This is a genomic window from Pseudomonas sp. B10, assembly GCF_900156235.1.
Lineage (GTDB): Bacteria > Pseudomonadota > Gammaproteobacteria > Pseudomonadales > Pseudomonadaceae > Aquipseudomonas > Aquipseudomonas siliginis.
This window is the reverse complement of the sequence record NZ_LT707063.1, coordinates 4,968,232-4,988,778: the sequence shown is the minus strand read 5'-3', so window position 1 is coordinate 4,988,778 and position 20,547 is coordinate 4,968,232. Positions and strand designations below refer to the sequence as shown.

Sequence of the window (20,547 nt, the reverse complement as noted above, 5' to 3'; positions counted from 1 at the left end):
CGGCGGGTGCGCACAGAATCGACCGATCGGTCACGAGCGATGTTGATCTGGCTCAATGTCCGCTCGTGATAAAGTCGCCGTCCATCTGCCCTTTGTTTTGAGATCGCCCACGCAATGACCGATTTTCTCGATGTCGACGCCACCCTCGAAGACTGGAACGCCCTGCGCGCCTCGAACGATTTTCAGGGTTTGCTGGTGGGCAATGGCGCCAGCCGTGCGGTATGGGATGACTTCGGCTACGACTCGCTGTTCGAAAACGCCCGTACGGTCGAAGAGAAACCGCTGAGCCCATCGGAACTGGCGGTGTTCGACGCGCTGCAAACCCGCAGCTTCGAGCAAGTGCTGGGCGCCCTGAAAACCACCAGCCGGGTCAACAAGGCCCTGGCGGTCAGCTCGGCGGCGCCGCGCAATCGCTATTACGCAATCAAGGAAGCGCTGATCAACACCGTGCACGCGGTGCACATCCCGTGGCGGCTTGTGCAGCCTTCGACACTGACGGTGCTCAATGCAGAACTGGCGCGCTATCGCACGGTGTTCACCACCAACTACGACCTGCTCAATTACTGGGCGCTGCAACACCCTGGCGAGGCCATCGACGACCTGTTCAACGGCGCGGACGCGAGTTTCGATCTGAGCCAGAGCGCCACCGACAAACCGCGTCTGCTGTACCTGCACGGTGGTCTGCATCTGGTGCGCAATCAGGATGGCACCGCACGCAAACTGACCTCGACCGAGGGCACCCTGCTCGGCAGTTTCGCCATCAACAATACGATCAAGACGCTGGACGACGTGCCGCTGTTCGTCACCGAAGGGCCGAGCACTGACAAGCTCAAGACCATTCGCAGCTCGGATTATCTGTCGTTCTGCTACGAGCAGTTACTGGCTCATGGCGACAGCCTGTGTATCTTCGGCCACGCGCTGGGCGAGCCGGATGCGCATCTGGTGCGCGCGTTGCGCCTGGCCCGACCGAAATGCGTGGCGATCTCGATCTACCCGCGCAGTGCCGCGTTCATCCAGCATCAGAAGCGTCACTACGCCAAGGTGTTTGAAGGTACCGGGGTTGAGTTGCGGTTCTTTGATGCCAAGAGCCATGCGTTGGGTGATCCGAAATTGTCGGTACCGGTTGAGGTTTGATATTGGCCGGGCTGACGCCTTCGCGAGCAAGCTCACACAGAGTTTTATGGCGAACCAACAATCTTCTTTCAATCCCAAATCCCTGTGGGAGCTGGCTTGCCAGCGATAGCGGTGAATCAGTCGGCATTAATGTTGCAGATGCCGTCGCCATCGCTGGCAAGCCAGCTCCCACATTTGAATGCATTCCACCTGTGGAATGTATTGGCCTCAGAGCACCGGCAGGGTCTTGTCCTTGATGGTTTTCGTCGGGCCGTTGGCCTTCACGCTGGCGATGCCCTTGTCGCACGCGCCATCCGATGAATACGACTCGCTGCTGCCGATGATCTGGTGATTGGCCGCCTTCAGGTTGAAGTACGGGTGGCCGTCCTTGGTCGATTTTTTCTCGTAACGCTCGTCCAGCGGGCTGTTGGCCTGCACCGAGGCGATGCCGCCGTCGGCACCGGCGCGGGTGCTGTAGAGTTCGCTGGTCAGAATCGTTTCGGCGTTCGCCGCTTTCAACACGAACCTGAATTGGCCATTGCTGCTTTTGCTCACTTCGTACCATCCGGACATGTCTGTTTCTCCTGGGGGCGATTGAGAGATTTCGCGCTTCAGAGTAAAGACCAGCAGCCGCGGTCTGTCGCCTGCCTCGACTACAAGGTGATTTTCGTACCCAGCAGACCGAGGAAACCGGCCAGCCATTTAGGATGCGCCGGCCACGCCGGAGCGCTGGCCAGATTGCCCTGAACATGGCCATCGGTCACCGGAATGTCGATGTAGGTGCCACCGGCCAGACGTACTTCCGGGGCGCAGGCCGGATACGCGCTGCACTCACGCCCCTCGAGCACACCCGCCGCCGCGAGCAGTTGCGCGCCATGGCACACCGCTGCGATGGGCTTGCCGGCGTTGTCGAAGGCGCGCACCAGTTCGAGGACTTTTTCGTTCAGCCGCAGGTACTCCGGCGCACGACCGCCGGGAATCAGCAGCGCGTCGTAATCGGCTTCGCGGGCCTTGGCGAAATCGAAATTGAGGGCGAACAGGTGACCGGGTTTTTCGCTGTAGGTCTGATCACCTTCAAAATCATGAATCGCCGTGCGCACGGTGCTGCCGGCGGACTTGTCCGGGCACACGGCGTGGACCGTGTGGCCGACCATCTGCAGGGCCTGGAACGGCACCATCACTTCGTAATCTTCGACGTAATCGCCGACCAGCATCAGGATCTTTTTCGCGGCCATGGGAAAACTCCTCGGGGAAAGGTCTGGGAGTATTCAAGGTAGACCCAAATTGAGCTGCAAGCGGCAAGCGGCAAGCGGCAAGAAAAAGCAGGATCACCCAAATCAGGCACACCAGCGTCATGCTTCAACTTGCAGCTTGCAGCTTGCAGCTTGCCGCTTGAAGCTTGCAGCTGCCTGTTAAGGCATATAACCGTCAGCGCGCAGCAGTGTTTCCAGGCAGTGTTCGCTGATGTGGTAGAACGCCTTGAGCTCTGCGATCTTCGCCAACAACTGCGTCGGATCGACCGGTTCGGCGCGTTTCACCGCGAGAATCATCTTGTTCTTGTTGGTGTGTTCCAGCGAGATGAACTCGAACACCTTGGTCTCGTAACCACAGGCTTCGAGGAACAACGCGCGCAAGCTGTCGGTGACCATTTCCGCCTGCTGGCCGAGGTGCAAGCCGTATTGCAGCATCGGCTTGAGCAGCGCCGGGCTCTGGATCTGCAGGCGGATCTGTTTGTGGCAGCACGGCGAGCACATGATGATCGACGCACCCGAACGGATGCCGGTGTGGATCGCGTAATCGGTGGCGATGTCGCAGGCATGCAGGGCGATCATCACGTCCAGCTCACTCGGCGCCACCGTGCGCACGTCACCGCATTTGAACACCAGCCCCGGATGCTCGAGCTTGGCCGCTGCGGCGTTACACAGGTTGACCATTTCTTCGCGCAGCTCGACGCCGGTGACTTCGCCCTCGGCCTTCAGCGTGTTGCGCAGGTAGTCGTGAATGGCGAACGTCAGGTAGCCCTTGCCCGAACCGAAATCGGCGACCCGCACCGGTTTGTCCAGCGCCAGCGGCGACGAGGTCAGGGCATGGCTGAACACTTCGATGAACTTGTTGATCTGCTTCCACTTGCGCGACATCGCCGGGATCAGCTCGTGTTGCGCATTGGTCACGCCCAGGTCTTTAAGGAAGGGGCGGCTCAGTTCAAGGAAACGATTTTTCTCGCGGTTGTGCTCGGCCGAAGGCGCTTCACGCAATTGCTGAGGTTTGCTCTTGAACAGCGAACTCTTGCCCTTTTTGCTGTATTCCAGCTGCGCTTCGTCGGTCAGCGCCAGTAAATGCGCATTTTTGAACGAGGTCGGCAGCAGCCCGGCGATCAGCGCCACGCCTTCGCTCAGCGGCAGGTTCTTGGTGATGTCGCGGGTCTTGTAGCGATAAACGAAAGACAGACACGGCTGCGCCTTGACCGTTACCGGTTTGATGATGACCCGTTGCAGATCCGCCTCTTCACCGACGTATTTGGCCAACACCAATTTGATAAAACCGCTGTCGTCGAGGCTGGCTCGCAGCAGCTCGATGAACTGGGCGTGGTGATCGGCGGCCGGTTTGGCGGACGGCGCGGAAGAAGCGGAAACGGACATGGACAAGCGGCCTCGGACGGGCGGAATCGGGAATGGCGGGTATTTTAGGGGGGATGAGGGTTGGGGACACCCTCTTATTTACCCAACGGCAAAATCCATGACACCGACTTTTGTGGCGAGGGGATTTATCCCCGATGGCGCGCGAAGCGGCCCTCTGTGTTCGGCCTTTCAAATCATGTGCGCAGGTTTTGCGACTGCTACGCAGCCGATCGGGGATAAATCCCCTCGCCACAGAGGCCAAATATGCGGGACGGCTTCAGCCCAACACCACCAACCGATTCGGCAACTCGTTCCGCACCTGCGTCACCGGCACGTGCACCTTCAACAACTCGCCACACGCCTCCACGCACGTGACAAACCCTTCCAGCGTGCGGCCCTGGCGGACCTGTTCGGTGAACGCTGCGACAATCGCGTCCCAGTTGCTGTTATCCAGCCGTCTGGAAATCCCCTCGTCCACCAGAATCTCCACATAGCGCTCAGCCTCGCAGACAAAAATCAGCATGCCGGTGCTGCCCACGGTGTGGTGCAGGTTCTGTTCGAGAAACTGCCGGCGCGCCAGGTTGGAGGCGCGCCAGTGGCGCACGCGACGCGGCACCAGATGAGTGGTGATTTTCGGCAGACGGAACAACAGGCACAGGACGATGAACATGCCCCATTGCACCAGCAGCAGACTGCGCAGGGTCAGCCAGCCGGTGAGGTAGTGGACGATACCCGGCAACACCAGGGCCAGCAGACTGGCCCAGAGCAGCGGGATGTAAGCGTAATCGTCGGCACGGGCAGCGAGCACCGTGACCAGTTCGGCGTCGGTGTCGTGTTCGACCCGGGCGATGGCCTCGGCGACTTTACGTTGTTCGTGTTCAGTCAGTAATGCCATGTCGAAAAGTGCCTGCTCATTATTCTTTTGATCTCACCAGCCGCCGGACGAACCGCCGCCGCCGAAACTGCCCCCGCCACCGCTGAAGCCGCCACCGCCACCGCCGCCGAATCCGCCGCCACCGCCAAAGCCGCCCCCTCCTCCGGAGCCACCCCGGCCGGCAGGCAGGATACCGAGCATCTGGCAGACAAACACCGTCACGATGAACAACATCACCAGAAACATGAACAGCGCCGGGTGCCGCGAGATGAAATCATCCGCCGGGTCGCCGCTGGATTCGTACACGGTCGACGGTTCGTCCAGCGGATTGCCACCGAGCACCACCAGCATCGCCGCAACGCCATCGCTGATGCCTTTGCTGAAATTGCCGGCCTTGAACGCCGGCGTGATGACCTGATGAATGATCACCGACGACTGCGCATCGGTCAGGCGATCCTCCAGGCCATAGCCGACCTCGATGCGCAGTTTGCGCTCGTCACGCGCGACGATCAGCAAGGCACCGTTGTTCTTGTCCTTCTGACCGATGCCCCAGTGCCGACCGAGCTGAACGCCGAAATCCTCGATGGTGGTGCCCTGCAGATCCGGCAGCGTGACCACCACCAATTGCTCGCCGGTGGCCTGTTCGTGCGCCTGCAATTGCTGGCTCAGTTGAGCGCGAATCGATGGCTCGAGCATTTGCGCCTGATCGACCACGCGCCCGCTCAGCGGCGGAAACGTCAATTCGGCCCGGGCGCTGACGGCGAACAGCCACAGCATCAGCACCAGGCTTAGTTTCAACACACGCATGGACGACCTCGAATCAGAATTTCACTTCCGGGGCCTTCTCCGCGCCGGGCGTGGTGGCTTCGAAGGTTTCGCGCATCGGCAGATCGCTGTACATCACGCTGTGCCACAGGCGACCGGGAAAGGTGCGGATCTCGGTGTTGTACTTCTGCACCGCCAGGATGAAATCGCGACGCGCCACGGCAATGCGGTTTTCCGTGCCTTCGAGTTGCGATTGCAGGGCGAGGAAGTTCTGGTTGGCCTTCAGATCCGGATAGCGCTCGGAGACCACCATCAAACGGCTCAATGCGCCGGTCAGTTGATCCTGTGCCTGCTGGAACTGCTTGAGCTTCTCGGGATTGTCGAGGGTGCTGGCATCGACCTGAATCGAGGTGGCCTTGGCTCGCGCTTCAATCACTGCGGTCAGGGTTTCCTGTTCGTGGGCCGCGTAGCCCTTCACGGTTTCCACCAGATTGGGGATCAGGTCGGCACGGCGCTGGTACTGGTTCTGCACCTGGCCCCAGGCGGCTTTGGCCTGTTCGTCGAGCGTCGGGATATTGTTGATGCCGCACGCGGTCAACAGCGTGGCGAACACCAGCAACGTGGCGATCTGTAACCGTGAACGTGAGGTTGAGCTGATATTCATTGCAGTGATGCTCCATGACACATTTGATTTAAAAACCGAGCGCTGGGCATTCCCGGCCAGCGGTTGGGGCATAATCGGCGCCGCCACTGGCATGCGACGGGTTAATCGGCTAAAAAGTGCCCTTCGCGTTCACGTTGCCGCTGTCGGCTGCGGTTTTCCGGCTCAGGATTTTGCGCCGGCACCCGAACAACAATAGTCGCTCCCTACATTTTGGCTGGCCGGTGTTGCATCACCGTTTGGGCTCTAGAGAAAAAATTCATGAAGAAGCTGTGTTTGCTGGGTCTGTTCGTCAGCCTGGCCAGTCATCAGGTACTGGCCGCCACGACCCCGGTACCTTTGGAAAACAAGGACGCTTTCATCAGCAACCTGATGAAACAAATGACCCTCGACGAGAAGATCGGCCAGTTGCGCCTGATCAGCATCGGCCCGGAAATGCCCCGCGAGCTGATCCGCAAGGAAATTGCCGGCGGCAACATCGGCGGCACGTTCAACTCGATCACCCGCGCGGAAAACCGTCCGATGCAGGACGCGGCCATGCGCAGTCGCCTGAAGATTCCGATGTTTTTCGCGTACGACGTGATCCACGGTCACCGTACGATTTTCCCGATTCCGCTGGCCCTCGCGTCGAGCTGGGACATGGACGCCATCGGCCAGTCCGGTCGCGTTGCGGCTAAAGAAGCCGCCGCCGACAGCCTCGACATCACCTTCGCGCCGATGGTGGATATCTCCCGCGATCCACGCTGGGGCCGCAGCTCCGAAGGTTTCGGCGAAGACACCTACCTGACCTCGCGCATCGCCAAAGTCATGGTCAAGGCCTATCAGGGCGAGACCCCAAGCGCCGCCGACAGCATCATGGCCAGCGTCAAGCACTTCGCCCTGTACGGCGCGGTCGAGGGCGGCCGCGACTACAACACCGTCGACATGAGCCCGGTGAAGATGTACCAGGATTACCTGCCGCCGTACCGCGCCGCGATCGATGCCGGAGCCGGTGGTGTGATGGTGGCGTTGAACTCGATCAACGGCATTCCGGCCACGGCCAACACCTGGCTGATGAACGACCTGCTGCGCGAGGACTGGGGCTTCAAAGGCCTGGCGGTCAGCGATCATGGCGCGATCTTCGAACTGATCAAGCACGGCGTCGCTCGCGACGGTCGCGAAGCGGCGAAGCTGGCGATCAAGGCCGGCATCGACATGAGCATGAACGACACCCTCTACGGCAAAGAACTGCCGGGGCTGCTCAAGTCCGGCGAGATCGAACAGAAAGACATCGATAACGCCGTGCGCGAAGTGCTCGCGGCCAAGTACGACATGGGCCTGTTCAAGGACCCGTACCTGCGCATCGGCAAGGCCGAGGATGACCCGGCCGATACCTACGCCGAGAGTCGCCTGCACCGCGCCGAGGCCCGCGAAGTCGCGCGGCGCAGTCTGGTGCTGCTGAAGAACCAGAACGAAACCCTGCCGCTGAAGAAAGACGCGAAAATCGCGCTGGTCGGTCCATTGGCAAAAGCCCCGATCGACATGATGGGCAGCTGGGCCGCCGCCGGGCGCCCGGCGCAATCGGTTACTTTGTTCGATGGCATGAGTTCAGTGATCGGCGACAAAGCCAACCTGATCTACGCCCGTGGCGCCAACATCACGGGCGACAAGAAGGTCCTCGATTACCTGAACTTCCTCAACTTCGATGCCCCGGAAGTGGTCGATGACCCGCGCCCGGCCAACGTGCTGATCGACGAAGCGGTGAAAGCGGCGAAGGATGCTGACGTGATCGTCGCCGCTGTCGGCGAGTCCCGTGGCATGTCCCACGAATCCTCAAGCCGCACTGACCTGAACATCCCGGAAACCCAGCGCGAATTGATCCGTGCGCTGAAAGCCACCGGCAAGCCGTTGGTGCTGGTGTTGATGAACGGCCGCCCGCTGACGATTCTCGAAGAAAACCAGTCGGCCGATGCGATTCTGGAAACCTGGTTCAGCGGCACCGAGGGCGGCAACGCCATCGCCGACGTGCTGTTCGGCGACTACAACCCGTCGGGCAAACTGCCGGTGACCTTCCCGCGTTCCGTGGGCCAGATCCCGACCTACTACAACCACCTGAGCATCGGCCGGCCGTTCACGCCGGGCAAACCGGGCAACTACACCTCGCAGTATTTCGATGACACCACCGGCCCGCTGTTTCCGTTCGGTTATGGCTTGAGCTACACCACCTTCGCCCTGAGCGATATGGCGCTGTCATCGACCACCCTGAACGCCAGCGGCAAGCTCGACGCCAGCGTCATGGTCAAGAACACCGGCAAGCGTGACGGCGAAACCGTGGTGCAGTTGTACATCCAGGACGTCACCGGTTCGATGATCCGCCCGGTGAAAGAACTGAAGAACTTCCAGAAGATCATGCTTAAGGCCGGCGAACAGAAGGTCGTGCACTTCACCATCACCGAGGAAGACCTGAAATTCTACAACGCCCAGCTCAAATACGCAGCCGAGCCTGGCAAGTTCAACGTGCAGATCGGCCTGGATTCGCAGGCGGTGACGCAGCAGAGCTTTGAATTGCTGTAATTTTTTCAGGTAACACATAAACCTGTGGGAGCTGGCTTGCCAGCGATGGCGGCCTGACAGTCAACTGGTATGTTGAATGTGATGGCCTCATCGCTGGCAAGCCAGCTCCCACAGTGGTTTTGGGTGTCCCCGCTATCCGCGACGGTCGAGAATATTCACCACCAACCGATCCACCCAGCCCCACACCCGCTGCTTGACCCGCCGCCACAACGGTCGGCGCTGCCATTCCTCCAGGCTCACCAGCTGACTCAAGCCGAAGTCCTTCACAAAGCTCGCCTCCACTGCTGCCGTCAACGCCGGGTCCAGCGCTTCCAGATTCGCCTCCAGATTGAAACGCAGATTCCAGTGATCGAAGTTGCACGAACCGATGCTTACCCATTCGTCGACGAGAACCATTTTCAGGTGCAGGAAGCACGGCTGGTATTCGAAGATCTGCACGCCGGCCTTGAGCAGGCGCGGGTAATAGCGGTGCCCGGCGTAGCGCACTGAAGGGTGATCGGTGCGCGGCCCGGTCAGCAGCAAGCGCACATCGACGCCGCGCGCGGCAGCCTTGCGCAGGGAGCGGCGGATTTTCCAAGTCGGCAGGAAGTACGGCGTGGCCATCCAGATGCGTTTTTGCCCGCTGTTCAACGCACGGAACAACGACTGCAAAATGTCGCGATGTTGACGGGCATCGGCATACGCCACGCGGCCCATGCCTTCGCCCTTGTCCGGCACACGCGGCAGGCGCGGCAAGCCGAAATGCGCGGCCGGGCGCCAGGCGCGGCGGTAGCGGTTGGCGATCCACTGGCGATCAAACAGCAATTGCCAATCGATCACCAATGAGCCGCTGATCTCGACCATCACCTCGTGCCACTCGCTGACATCATGGCCCGGCGTCCAGAATTCATCGGTCACGCCGGTGCCGCCGACCACTGCCAGGCATTGGTCGACCAGCAGCAATTTACGGTGGTCGCGATAGAAGTTGCCGACCCAGCGCCGCCAGCTCAGGCGATTGTAAAAACGCAGTTCGACCCCGGCCTGGGTCAGGCGCTGACGCAGATGCAGCGTGAACGCGAGGCTGCCGTAATCATCGAACAAGCAACGCACGCGCACGCCGCGCTCGGCCGCCGCGACCAGCGCCTGGACGATGGCTTCGGCGCAGGCGCCGGCCTCGACCAGATACAGCTCCAGTTCGATCTGCTCTGTAGCTCCAGCGATATGCTCGAGCATGCGCGGAAAGAACTGCGGGCCGTCGATCAACAGTTCGAAACGGTTGCCGTCACGCCAGGGGAACACCGCACCGCGCATGTCAGCGCGCCGTGAAAATCAGCACCGCACCCACCGGCACCGACAGACTGATGGCCGACAGATCGGCGAGTTTGCGCAGGCTTTCCAGACCCGGCGCCAGATCGAAATCCTCAGCGTTGATCACCAGCGGCTCCAGCGTGACCACCTGAAAACGACGATCATCCAGACGCGTGGCGAGCAACTCGGCCGGGTATTCGTGCTGCTTGCCGTGCAGGCTGACGGTCAGCGGCAGGCGCAACTCCAGCTGCGCGCCGGAGGCCAGATCGTTGATCGGGCGCAGGTCGATCTGGGTAGTGATGGTGGCTGCGGGAAACTGCTCGATCTGGAACAGCTCCTTGCGCATGCGCTCATCGCGCAGCGGAATGCCGCTGTTGATCGATTCGAGCTCGACTTCGACCTCGGCTCGACCGTTGGGGTCGACCTTGCCGTGCAGCACCAGAAAACGCTGCACTTCCGACACGCTGGCATTTTTGGTGCTGACGAACGACAGCCGCGACGACTCGCCGTCCAGGTACCAATTGGCCTGGGCCGGCAGTGCAGCGGCGGTCAACAGCAGACTGGCGAAGGTTGTATAGAGGGAGCGGTTGAACATTGAACACTCGTGGGGGCGATAAACCTGCACGAACCTTAACCGCCCGCCAAGTTATTGCAAACTGAAGATCACCACAGATGCATGCACTGATGAGACCCATGTGGGAGCTGGCTTGCCAGCGATAGCGTCGTCACAGGCAAGATTTTCGCTGGCTGACCCACTGCAATCGCTGGCAAGCCAGCTCCCACATGATCTCCATTCACAACGGAATCGAGTGTAGTCAGGGATTCAGGCGGCAGCCCTGGCGTTCGCTCAGCCACTGCGCGCTGTTGCTGCGGCCCATGCCGCTGACGGTGATGGTTTTGCTCGAAGCGTCATCGGTAAAACGGCTGGTTGGCAGCCATTGCTTCACATAGCCACGGCAATACCCAGCATCGTTGTTCATCACATAACGACACGAGCAATATTCCTTGGCGGTGTAGGCGCTGATGATGTCCGGGAAAGCCCAGAAATTTTCCCGTTCATACCAACCCCAACCGAGCAGCACGACCAACAGCAACAATAGAAACCTCCTCATGGCCGCACCGCCTGCAACACGCGTTTGAGCAATTCGTTGTGCTGGTAGCTGCCATCGCGGTCATCGCCGTAACGCACGATCACCAGCTTCTGGCTGGGCATCACATACAGCGCCTGGCCCCAGTGGCCGAGGGCGGCGAAGGTGTCGGGTGGGGCGTCGGGCCATGGTGATTTGGCGCCGTCGACACGACGATTGAGCCACCAGTGGCCGCCGGGTACGGCTTCGTCCTGATGCGCCTTGTAGCCGGCAAACGGTGTGAGGTTGAACGCGAGCCAATCCTCGGGCAGCAACTGCCGATCGTTCCAGCGCCCGCCCCGCGCCATCAATAGACCGACCCGCGCCAGATCCCGCGCGGTGAGATAGGCGTAGGACGAGGCGACAAAGGTACCGCCGGCATCGCTTTCCCACACGGCGTGGCGAATGCCCAACGGCTCGAACAATGCTGTCCACGGATAATCGGCATAACGCTCTGGACCGACCATGGTTTTCAGGGCGGCGGCGAGCAGATTGCTGTCACCGCTGGAATAACGGAAAGCCTGACCCGGTGCGGCGTAGGCGTCGTGGCCCGCCGTGAACGCGGCCATGTCGCGATGGCCGCGGGTGTAGAGCATCGCCACCACCGAAGATTTCAGCGGCGCGTATTCGTAGTCTTCCTGCCAATCCAGACCGGAGGCCCAGTTCAGCAGATGGCCGAGGGTGATCGCCGGGTGTTTTTCCAGCGCTGGGTAGAACTTCAGCGCTGGATCGTCGAGCTTGAACCGGCCTTCGCCATAGGCCACGCCGAGGACAGCGGCCAGCAGGCTTTTGCTGATCGACCAGGTCAGATGCGGTGTTTGTGCAGTGGTCGGAGCGGCGTAGCGTTCGTAAATGATCTGGCCGTCGCGGATGATCAGCAAGGCGTCGGTGCGGATGCCTTCGCGGGTGGCGTCGTTGCGGGGCGAGAAGGCGTAGTTTTCCAGCGCCTCGACGGCCGGGCCGGTGATCTGCGGGGCGATGGGCCATTGCTCGCCGGGCCATTGTTCGGCGCGGACGGTGAGACTGATCAGCAGCAGGAACAGGGACAGGCCTTTGAACATGGTGGGCGCTCTGGGAATGAACCTGTCGAGACTAGTCGGGGTTTATGACAAATTTTAGATGTTGGTCGTCCATGAAATTGCCATCGCTGGCAAGCCAGCTCCCACAGGGGTCCCAAGTGAACACACATTTCATGAACACCTTTGAAACCTGTGGGAGCGGGCTTGCCCGCGATGAGGCCAGTCAGGCCAACGCAAGAGCCTTGGCCAAGCGCTTGGCCCGGGCCCCTGCAGCCAATTGCATCACGCCTTGATCACGCTGCCACATCGCCGCCCACGCAGGATCACCCTGCACCAACGCCTGATCTACCTCGGTCTTGAGTGATTCAAACTGCGCAAACAATCCGCCCAGCACTACATGCCCGGGCGGATTGTTCGGCGCTTGCCGGCTGGCCTCGGCGCACCCGGCCAGCAGCGCCAGCAAACGCAATTGCAGGGCCTGCGGCCAGTCGCTGTCTTGGCCGACGCCGTACAACCACGCGGTGATGGCGCTGAGCACGTAGACATCTTCAAGACTGCGAAACGGTTTGACGTAGGCGTCCCAGCCGTCGCCGGCCAGCAGTTCGCACAGGGCGCCGTCCAGATGCAGGCGGCCGTGGCTGATGTCCGGCATCAACGGCAACGCAGGCAGTTTTTCCACCTTCACGCCGGGCTCGCCGGGATACACCACCGCCAGACTCAGGCGCGGTGTTTCGCCCGGCTCCTCACTGCGCGCAGCCACCAATAACCAGTCGGCGGCGTCGCCGGCGGTGACGAAATCCTTGTGCCCGCTCAGGCGCAAATCTTTCAGCCGCGTTTGCATATCGGCCGGACGCAGGCTGCGTTGTTCGGTCGCGCACAAGGCGCCAAGGCTCAGCGGCGCGCTCGGCCACAACATGCGCAGCGCTGCCTGATAACCGACCAGAAACGCCAGCCCCGGCGTCGCCATTCGCCGCCCTCCGGCCACCGCCAATTCGAACGGCGTGACGTTGCCCAGCGCCTGCAACAACGTTGCAAAGCCCTCGGCCAGATCAGCAGCGGCGGGCAAGCGTTCACGGCGGTGCAACAGATCTGTCCAGGGCATGGGCGCCTCCTTGTGGGCTGTCATATAAGCATCACCGAACGTTCATGGCGATGACACCGGGGCTACATAGCCTGACTTTGCACAACACGGCTGCATAAAGAAAGTCGATCGGCTGCAACCCACGACGGGTTAAAGGCCCGTACGGAGATTCACATGACGCAAATCGCCCGCATCAGCGACACCGGCAATGAACGCCGCCTGCAAGCCGAACGCCTGATCGGCGCCGAAGCCTTGCAGCAAGCCCAGGCCCTGCGCTTCGCCGTCTTCAGTGGCGAATTCAACGCCAAACTGAAAGGCGCGGAACTGGGTCTGGACATGGATGATTATGATGTTCACTGCAGCCACATCGGCGTGCGTGATCTGAACACCGGGCGCCTGGTGGCGACCACGCGTCTGCTCGATCACACCGCCGCCAGCAGCCTCGGCAAGTTCTACAGTGAAGAGGAATTCAGCCTGCATGGCCTGGCGCATCTGCAAGGCCCGATCCTGGAAATCGGCCGCACCTGCGTCGATCCGGCGTACCGCAACGGCGGCACCATCGCCGTGCTCTGGGGCGAATTGGCCGAAGTGCTCAATCAGGGCGGCTACAGCTACCTGATGGGTTGCGCGAGCATTCCGATGCAGGACGGCGGCATTCAGGCCCACGCGATCATGCAACGTCTGCGCGAGCGTTATCTGTGCACCGAACACTTGCGCGCCGAGCCGAAAAATCCGCTGCCGACGCTGGATATTCCGTCCAACGTCATCGCCGAAATGCCGCCGCTGCTCAAGGCCTACATGCGCCTCGGGGCGAAGATCTGCGGCGAGCCGTGCTGGGACGAAGACTTCCAGGTGGCCGACGTGTTCATCCTGCTCAAGCGCGACGAACTTTGCCCGCGCTACGCCAAGCACTTCAAGGCGGCCGTGTAATGAGCCGGTTGCGGGTGTACGCGCGAATCGCGCGAGTGCTGCTGGTGGTGACGCTGGGGCTAACCATGGCCAGCGTCTTCGGCGTGTTCGAACGCATCGGTCTGGCCCACTCGATGGAGCGGCGCCAGCGCTGGTCGCGTTTTTTCATGGCGCGTTTGAGCAATGCCCTGCCCTTTCGCGTGAGCGTGCATGGTGAGCTGCCAAAACAGCCAATGCTGTGGGTCAGCAATCACGTGTCGTGGACCGACATTCCGCTGCTGGGCATGCTCACGCCGCTGTCGTTTCTGTCCAAGGCCGAAGTGCGCACCTGGCCGGTGGCCGGCTGGCTCGCGGCCAAGGCCGGCAGCCTGTTCATCCGCCGTGGGTCGGGCGACAGCCAGTTGATCCGCAGGCAAATGACCCGCCATCTGCAAACCGAACATGCACTGCTGATGTTCCCCGAAGGCACCACCACCGATGGCCGTTCGCTGCGCACCTTTCATGGTCGCCTGCTGTCGGCGGCGATCGATTCCGAGGTGATGCTGCAACCGGTGGCTATTCGTTATCTGCGTGACGGCGAAATCGATACGCTGGCGCCGTTCATTGGCGACGATGATTTGCTCTCGCACTTGATGCGCCTGTTCAGCCACGACTGCGGCGATGTCGAGGTGCATCTGCTCAAGCCAATAGAGTGTCAGGGCCGCGAGCGTGCGGCGCTGGCGTTCGAAGCGCAGCAGGCGGTGCAGAAGGTGTTGTTTGGATCGATTCCGGAAACCCGACAATCGCCAATGCGCCCGGCAATCGCTGCCTGAAACACAAATCCCCAAATCACCTTGGTCCCCTGTGGGAGCGGGCTTGCCCGCGAAAGCGGTTGATCAATCAACATCAAAGTTGAATGTGCCGACGCTATCGCTGGCAAGCCAGCTCCCACAGGGATTCAGGTTATATGTGATTGCACTGCAAAATCCTGCAATTGCGGATAGAACAGGCTGAAGTCTTCACTCAGCGGCTCATACAACCGCCGCAACTCCGCCATTGCCCCCGCCAATTCCTCAGGTCTGCTCAACCGTCGCGAGATCCCGCGCAACACTTGCTCCAGCACCTCAAATTCGCGATACGAGCCCAGCCAGTCGTTGGCGACCATGTGCGGGGCGATCTTCGCCAGCCGTTCCGGCAATTGCCGTTCGCGGGACAGCACGTGATAGACGTCTGCGGTGAACTGCTCCAGCGGTCGGTCGGCATACAGCGTCCAGTCCCGCGCCAGGCAATGGTCGAAAAACACATCGAGGACGATTCCGGCATAACGCCGCCGCGTTTCGTTGAAGCGGCCCAGAGCGATGTCGACCAGTGGATGCCGATCGGTGAACACGTCGATGCGCCGATGCAGCGCAATCGCCGCCTCCACTTCCGGGTCGAACTGGCCTTGCAGCCGACCTTTGACGAAGTCGCCATACAGGCTGCCAAGTAACTGACCGGGGCGCTGGCCGCCGAGATGCAAATGCGCGAGATAGTTCATGGGCGCAGCTTAGCACTGCGCTCGCTGCTCCAGCACCCTCGTATCGTTATAACCCGATATAGCGATTTATGCGTTCGTCAGACCGAATTCATATTGGTATATCGCGATCCAACGATTTAAAGTTCGCTCCATCGCGATATATCGCTACTGCCACCACGAGCCCAAGCCATGAACCTCGACCTCGACGAAATAATAAAAGCCCTGGCGCACCCAGTACGGCGAGACATCCTCAACTGGCTGAAAGACCCGAAAGGCGAATTCCCCGAGCAGTTGCACAACCACGAATACGGTATTTGCGCCGGGCAGATCGATCAGCGTTGCGGCCTGTCGCAATCGACCGTGTCGGCACACCTGGCAACGTTGCAACGGGCCGGGCTGATCAGCAGCCAGAAGGCCGGGCAGTGGCATTTTTTCAAACGTAACGAGGACGTCATCCAGGCGTTTCTCAGCACCCTCAGTAAAGAGCTCTGACCCTTAACGTCAGCCAGCCGACAAGGAAACCTGCATGCCCCTTTCGCTTCTCATCCTCGCCCTGAGCGCCTTCGCCATCGGCACCACCGAGTTCGTCATCATGGGCCTGCTGCCCGACGTGGCGGCGGACCTCGGTGTGTCGATTCCCGGCGCCGGCTGGCTGGTCACCGGTTACGCCCTGGGCGTGGCCATCGGTGCACCGTTCATGGCGCTGGCCACCGCCAGGCTGCCGCGCAAGGCAGCGCTGGTGGCGTTGATGGGCATCTTCATTGTCGGCAACCTGCTCTGCGCCATCGCCAGCGACTACAACGTGCTGATGTTTGCCCGGGTAGTCACCGCGCTTTGCCACGGTGCGTTCTTCGGCATCGGCTCGGTGGTGGCGGCCAATCTGGTCGCGCCCAACAAACGTGCCTCGGCAGTAGCCTTGATGTTCACCGGCCTGACCCTGGCCAACGTGCTCGGCGTACCACTGGGCACCGCATTGGGTCAGGAAGCCGGCTGGCGTTCGACCTTCTGGGCGGTGACCGTCATTGGTGTGATCGCGCTGATCGGCCTGATCCGCTTCCTGCCGGCCAAGCGTGACGAAGAAAAACTCGACATGCGCGCCGAACTGGCCGCCCTCAAAGGCGCCGGCATCTGGCTGTCGCTGAGCATGACCGCGCTGTTCGCCGCCTCGGTCTTCACCCTGTTCACCTACGTCGCCCCACTGCTCGGTGAAGTCACCGGTGTGTCGCCGCGTGGCGTGACCTGGACGCTGATGCTCATCGGTCTGGGCCTGACCGTCGGCAACATCATCGGCGGCAAACTCGCCGACAAAGGCATGGCCGCCACGCTGATCGGCGTGTTCATCGCCATGGCCGTGGTGTCCACGGTGCTGAGCTGGACCAGCGTTGCGCTGATCCCGACTGAAATCACCCTGTTCCTCTGGGCCACCGCGTGTTTCGCCGCTGTGCCGGCGCTGCAGGTCAACGTGGTGACCTTCGGCAAGGCTGCGCCGAACCTGGTTTCGACCCTGAACATCGGCGCCTTCAACGTCGGCAACGCCCTCGGCGCCTGGGTCGGCGGCAGCGTCATCGCCCACGGCTACGGCCTGACCAGCGTGCCACTGGCCGCCGCCGCGCTGGCCGTACTTGCTCTGCTGGTGACCCTGATTACCTTCCGCCAGAACGGCAATGCCGAGCTGGCGCCTGCTTCCAACTGATCAACTTCCTTATTAAAAGAGGCTTTTAGACATGGCGACTATTTTTGACCCGATCAAACTCGGCGACATCGAGCTGAACAACCGCATCATCATGGCCCCGCTGACCCGCTGCCGCGCCGACGAAGGTCGTGTGCCGAACGCGCTGATGGCCGAATACTACGTACAACGCGCCTCGGCCGGCCTGATCCTCAGCGAAGCCACTTCGGTAACGCCGATGGGCGTCGGCTATCCGGACACCCCGGGCATCTGGTCCAACGATCAAGTGCGTGGCTGGGCCAACGTGACCAAGGCGATTCACGGCGCCGGCGGCAAGATCTTCCTGCAACTGTGGCACGTTGGCCGCATTTCCCACCCTTCGTACCTGAACGGTGAAGCACCGGTCGCGCCAAGCGCCATCCAGCCAAAGGGTCACGTCAGCCTGGTTCGCCCGCTGGCCGACTACCCAACCCCGCGCGCTCTGGAAACCGCTGAAATCGCCGACATCGTCGACGCCTACCGCACTGGTGCCGAGAACGCCAAGGCCGCCGGTTTCGACGGCGTGGAAATCCACGGCGCCAACGGCTACCTGCTCGACCAGTTCCTGCAAAGCAGCACCAACCAGCGCACCGACCAGTACGGCGGCTCGCTGGAAAACCGTGCGCGCCTGCTCCTGGAAGTGACCGACGCCGCGATCGAAGTCTGGGGCGCTGGTCGCGTTGGTGTGCACCTGGCACCGCGTGCCGATTCCCATGACATGGGCGATGACAACCTTGCCGAGACCTTCACCTACGTCGCCCGTGAACTGGGCAAGCGTGGCATCGCGTTCATCTGCTCGCGCGAAAAAGAAGGCGCCGACAGCCTCGGCCCGCAACTGAAAGAAGCCTTCGGTGGCCCGTACATCGCCAACGAGAAATTCACCAAGGAAAGCGCCAACGAATGGCTGGCCAGCGGTAAGGCAGACGCCGTAGCGTTCGGCGTGCCGTTCATTGCCAACCCGGATCTGCCGGCACGTTTGCAGGCTGATGCGCCGCTGAACGAGCCACATCCGGAGACGTTCTACGGTAAGGGTCCGGTCGGCTACATCGACTATCCGACCTTGTAATCACGCTGTAGCGCAGAAATGAAAAAGCCCCTGACTTGTGAGAGTCAGGGGCTTTTTGCTATTGGCGCAGGACGAGCGCAAGCAAACACCGTTTAACAACAGCGACACAATTTCCCTACAAAATCTGCGACTCGCTACGATTAAACTCCCCGCCGCGATCATCAGCCATGGCGGCTGATTGACATCCTGCAGGGCCATTGCGCATTTTGTTTCATTTGCGCAGGCTCGGGCTCAGGCGCAGCATGTCCAGCCCGGTGTCGACCCAGCGTTCAGCCTCGGCGTGCAGTTCGAAGCTGTCCGGGGCCAGCAGCCAGCCGTACAGCAGGCCGTCGATGTAGGCATGAATGCTGATCGCCGCGCGGGCAGTGTCGAGATCTTCCGGCAACTGGCCGCGATTCACCGCATTACGCAGGGTCAGGCCGATGCGCAGATTGCAATCGAGACTGGCCGTCCGGCGCTGCTGGCGCAGATCGCACATTTCATCGGTGAACTCGCACTTATGAAACAGAATTTCGTTGATGCGCCGGGTTTTCGGGTCCAGTGCAACTTGATGAAACAAATGAATCAGCAACTGCCGCATGCAGCCCAGCGGGTCCGGTTCGTCTTCGCTTTCGCTGGCCTTGGCCAGTTCATCCAGCGGTTCGTGCAGGCTGTCAAGCATGGCCTGGACCAGGTCGGCCTTGTTGCTGAAATGCCAGTAGATGGCGCCACGCGTCACGCCGGCGAGGGTCGCGATGTCCGCCAGGGTGGTGCGGGCAACCCCCCTTTCATAGAAGGCTTTCTCGGCCGCTTCCAGGATCTGGCTGCGGGTTTCCTGAGCTTCCTCTTTGGTACGACGGACCATGGCAGTAAAACCTCAAACAGGATGTTTCAGGGATGGCTGAATATCCGCTGAATAAAGAGGGGGCGATCTCTCGTGAATCGACTCCCCGGCCTACAATTTCAAACCTTGCGACGACTTTTGTATCAGGGTGGGTACGCGGCGCAGGTGTTTACAAACAACCATGAACGTAAGTATATTACTTAGCAAGCTACTTATCCACCCGGTGCCCGATTTTTACTCTTTCACACTTCTTGTGCGCTTCTTGCGCGCCTGACCCGAGGATCTTCATGCAATTCAAGCCAGCTGTTACCGCTCTGGTCACTGCCGTCGCCCTGGCATCGCTGCTCAGCGGATGTAAAAAGGAAGAAGCGGCCCCTGCCGCTCCGCCCCCTCAGGTCGGCGTCGTCACCCTGCAACCACAAGCCTTTACCCTGACCTCGGAACTTCCGGGCCGCACCAGTGCGTTCCGCATCGCGGAAGTTCGCCCGCAGGTCAACGGCATCATTCTCAAGCGCCTGTTCAAGGAAGGCGCCGACGTCAAAGCCGGTCAGCAGCTTTATCAGATCGATCCGTCGGTCTATGAAGCTACGCTGAAAAGTGCCGAAGCCAACCTGCGTTCGACCAAGTCGATCTCCGACCGCTACAAGCAACTGGTCGATGAGCAAGCCGTAAGCCGTCAGGAATACGACACCGCATTGGCCAACCGCCTGCAATCGGAAGCGTCGCTTCAGACTGCGCAGATCAACGTGCGTTACACCAAGGTCTATGCGCCGATCTCCGGCCGTATCGGCCGTTCTTCGGTGACCGAAGGCGCACTGGTCAGCAATGGCCAGGCCGATGCAATGGCAGTGATTCAGCAGCTCGATCCGATCTACGTCGACGTCACCCAGTCGTCGGTGGAACTGCTGGAACTGCGCCGCGAACTGGAAAGCGGCCGTTTGCAGAAGGCTGGCGACAACGCCGCTGCGGTCAAGCTGACCCTGGAAGACGGCAGCCAGTACAAGCTCGACGGCAAGCTGGAATTCTCCGAAGTCTCGGTTGACCAGACCACCGGCTCGGTGACCCTGCGCGCGGTGTTCCCCAACCCCGATCACACCCTGCTGCCAGGCATGTTCGTTCACGCCCAGCTGCAAGCCGGCGTTAACAGCGCAGCGATCCTCGCGCCCCAACAAGGCGTGACCCGCGACCTCAAAGGCACCCCGACCGCACTGGTCGTCGGCGCCGACAACAAGGTCGAACTGCGTCAGCTCAAGGCCAGCCGCACCGTCGGCAGCCAGTGGTTGATCGAAGACGGCCTGAAAGCCGGCGATCGTCTGATCACCGAAGGGCTGCAGTACGTCAAACCGGGCGTCGAGGTCAAAGCGACCGAGGCGACTAACGTCGGCACCAAGAACCCGGCCCCCGCACAGGCAGCTGACAAAGCCGCCGGCGGCAAAGGGGAGTAACCC

General features: G+C 61.1%; 21 protein-coding genes. 8 read left to right on the top strand and 13 right to left on the bottom strand.

Annotation, left to right across the window (positions count from 1 at the left end; genetic code table 11):
* Positions 1–114: 114 nt before the first annotated feature.
* Entirely contained in the window at positions 115–1,134 is a 1,020-nt protein-coding gene (locus tag BXA01_RS22595; protein ID WP_076566341.1) for a DUF4917 family protein, read from the top strand.
* Between the two features lie 207 nt (positions 1,135–1,341).
* Here the strand turns inward: BXA01_RS22595 and BXA01_RS22590 are convergent, their stop codons facing one another.
* From BXA01_RS22590 to BXA01_RS22565, 6 genes are all read right to left on the bottom strand, one after another.
* Entirely contained in the window at positions 1,342–1,686 is a 345-nt protein-coding gene (locus BXA01_RS22590; protein WP_076566339.1) for a YegP family protein, read from the bottom strand.
* A gap of 80 nt (positions 1,687–1,766) precedes the next feature.
* A complete protein-coding gene (locus tag BXA01_RS22585) occupies positions 1,767–2,348 on the bottom strand; it encodes a DJ-1/PfpI family protein (protein WP_076566336.1) in 582 nt (193 codons plus the stop codon).
* A gap of 177 nt (positions 2,349–2,525) precedes the next feature.
* Positions 2,526–3,752: a class I SAM-dependent methyltransferase gene (locus BXA01_RS22580; RefSeq protein WP_076566334.1), complete on the bottom strand. Its 1,227-nt coding sequence runs from the start codon at positions 3,750–3,752 to the stop codon at positions 2,526–2,528.
* Between the two features lie 256 nt (positions 3,753–4,008).
* Positions 4,009–4,626: a TPM domain-containing protein gene (locus tag BXA01_RS22575; protein WP_076566332.1), complete on the bottom strand. Its 618-nt coding sequence runs from the start codon at positions 4,624–4,626 to the stop codon at positions 4,009–4,011.
* Between the two features lie 33 nt (positions 4,627–4,659).
* The gene (locus BXA01_RS22570) at positions 4,660–5,412 is read right to left on the bottom strand and encodes a TPM domain-containing protein (protein WP_076566330.1); all 753 of its coding nucleotides are present in this window, start codon (positions 5,410–5,412) and stop codon (positions 4,660–4,662) included.
* Positions 5,413–5,425: 13 nt separating this feature from the next.
* On the bottom strand, positions 5,426–6,034 hold the full coding sequence (locus tag BXA01_RS22565; protein WP_024011957.1) for a LemA family protein: 609 nt from the start codon (positions 6,032–6,034) through the stop codon (positions 5,426–5,428).
* A gap of 258 nt (positions 6,035–6,292) precedes the next feature.
* Between BXA01_RS22565 and bglX the strand changes: the two genes are divergently transcribed.
* On the top strand, positions 6,293–8,584 hold the full coding sequence (bglX, locus tag BXA01_RS22560) for a beta-glucosidase BglX (protein WP_076566328.1): 2,292 nt from the start codon (positions 6,293–6,295) through the stop codon (positions 8,582–8,584).
* 132 nt (positions 8,585–8,716) lie between these two features.
* Here bglX and BXA01_RS22555 read toward each other — a convergent pair whose 3' ends face one another.
* The 5 genes from BXA01_RS22555 to BXA01_RS22535 form a co-directional block, all read right to left on the bottom strand.
* Positions 8,717–9,874, bottom strand: coding sequence for a phospholipase D-like domain-containing protein (locus BXA01_RS22555; RefSeq protein WP_076566326.1), 1,158 nt, complete (start codon positions 9,872–9,874; stop codon positions 8,717–8,719).
* A 1-nt stretch (position 9,875) separates the two neighbouring features.
* Positions 9,876–10,466 (bottom strand): YceI family protein, encoded by a 591-nt coding sequence (locus BXA01_RS22550; protein WP_076566324.1) that lies wholly within the window; start codon positions 10,464–10,466, stop codon positions 9,876–9,878.
* A 220-nt stretch (positions 10,467–10,686) separates the two neighbouring features.
* Positions 10,687–10,983: an amidase gene (locus tag BXA01_RS22545; protein ID WP_076566322.1), complete on the bottom strand. Its 297-nt coding sequence runs from the start codon at positions 10,981–10,983 to the stop codon at positions 10,687–10,689.
* Entirely contained in the window at positions 10,980–12,059 is a 1,080-nt protein-coding gene (locus tag BXA01_RS22540) for a serine hydrolase domain-containing protein (RefSeq protein ID WP_076566320.1), read from the bottom strand. The genes BXA01_RS22545 and BXA01_RS22540 overlap by 4 nt, the downstream gene beginning before the upstream one ends.
* A gap of 181 nt (positions 12,060–12,240) precedes the next feature.
* Entirely contained in the window at positions 12,241–13,119 is an 879-nt protein-coding gene (locus BXA01_RS22535) for an acyl-CoA dehydrogenase family protein (RefSeq protein WP_076566318.1), read from the bottom strand.
* A gap of 153 nt (positions 13,120–13,272) precedes the next feature.
* Between BXA01_RS22535 and olsB the strand changes: the two genes are divergently transcribed.
* Positions 13,273–14,028, top strand: coding sequence for an L-ornithine N(alpha)-acyltransferase (gene olsB, locus BXA01_RS22530; RefSeq protein WP_016771324.1), 756 nt, complete (start codon positions 13,273–13,275; stop codon positions 14,026–14,028).
* Complete coding sequence (locus BXA01_RS22525) at positions 14,028–14,819, top strand: lysophospholipid acyltransferase family protein (protein WP_076566316.1); 792 nt, start codon at positions 14,028–14,030, stop codon at positions 14,817–14,819. The genes olsB and BXA01_RS22525 overlap by 1 nt, the downstream gene beginning before the upstream one ends.
* Positions 14,820–14,944: 125 nt before the next feature.
* Here the strand turns inward: BXA01_RS22525 and BXA01_RS22520 are convergent, their stop codons facing one another.
* Positions 14,945–15,523 carry an acyl carrier protein phosphodiesterase gene (locus tag BXA01_RS22520; protein ID WP_076566314.1) on the bottom strand — a complete coding sequence of 193 codons (579 nt, stop codon included), beginning with the start codon at positions 15,521–15,523 and terminating at the stop codon, positions 14,945–14,947.
* Positions 15,524–15,691: 168 nt separating this feature from the next.
* Here BXA01_RS22520 and BXA01_RS22515 point away from each other — a divergent pair, with 168 nt between their 5' ends.
* The 3 genes from BXA01_RS22515 to BXA01_RS22505 are packed head-to-tail and all read left to right on the top strand — an operon-like array spanning position 15,692 to position 18,276.
* A complete protein-coding gene (locus BXA01_RS22515) occupies positions 15,692–15,994 on the top strand; it encodes an ArsR/SmtB family transcription factor (RefSeq protein ID WP_016771327.1) in 303 nt (100 codons plus the stop codon).
* Between the two features lie 34 nt (positions 15,995–16,028).
* Positions 16,029–17,195 carry an MFS transporter gene (locus BXA01_RS22510; protein WP_056783415.1) on the top strand — a complete coding sequence of 389 codons (1,167 nt, stop codon included), beginning with the start codon at positions 16,029–16,031 and terminating at the stop codon, positions 17,193–17,195.
* 31 nt (positions 17,196–17,226) lie between these two features.
* On the top strand, positions 17,227–18,276 hold the full coding sequence (locus BXA01_RS22505; protein WP_016771329.1) for an alkene reductase: 1,050 nt from the start codon (positions 17,227–17,229) through the stop codon (positions 18,274–18,276).
* Positions 18,277–18,487: 211 nt separating this feature from the next.
* On the opposite strand, the gene emhR is transcribed toward BXA01_RS22505, so the two are convergent.
* The gene (gene emhR / locus BXA01_RS22500) at positions 18,488–19,120 is read right to left on the bottom strand and encodes an efflux system transcriptional repressor EmhR (protein WP_016771330.1); all 633 of its coding nucleotides are present in this window, start codon (positions 19,118–19,120) and stop codon (positions 18,488–18,490) included.
* Between the two features lie 266 nt (positions 19,121–19,386).
* Here emhR and emhA point away from each other — a divergent pair, with 266 nt between their 5' ends.
* Positions 19,387–20,544 carry an efflux RND transporter periplasmic adaptor subunit EmhA gene (emhA, locus tag BXA01_RS22495; protein WP_039762673.1) on the top strand — a complete coding sequence of 386 codons (1,158 nt, stop codon included), beginning with the start codon at positions 19,387–19,389 and terminating at the stop codon, positions 20,542–20,544.
* Positions 20,545–20,547: the final 3 nt, after the last annotated feature.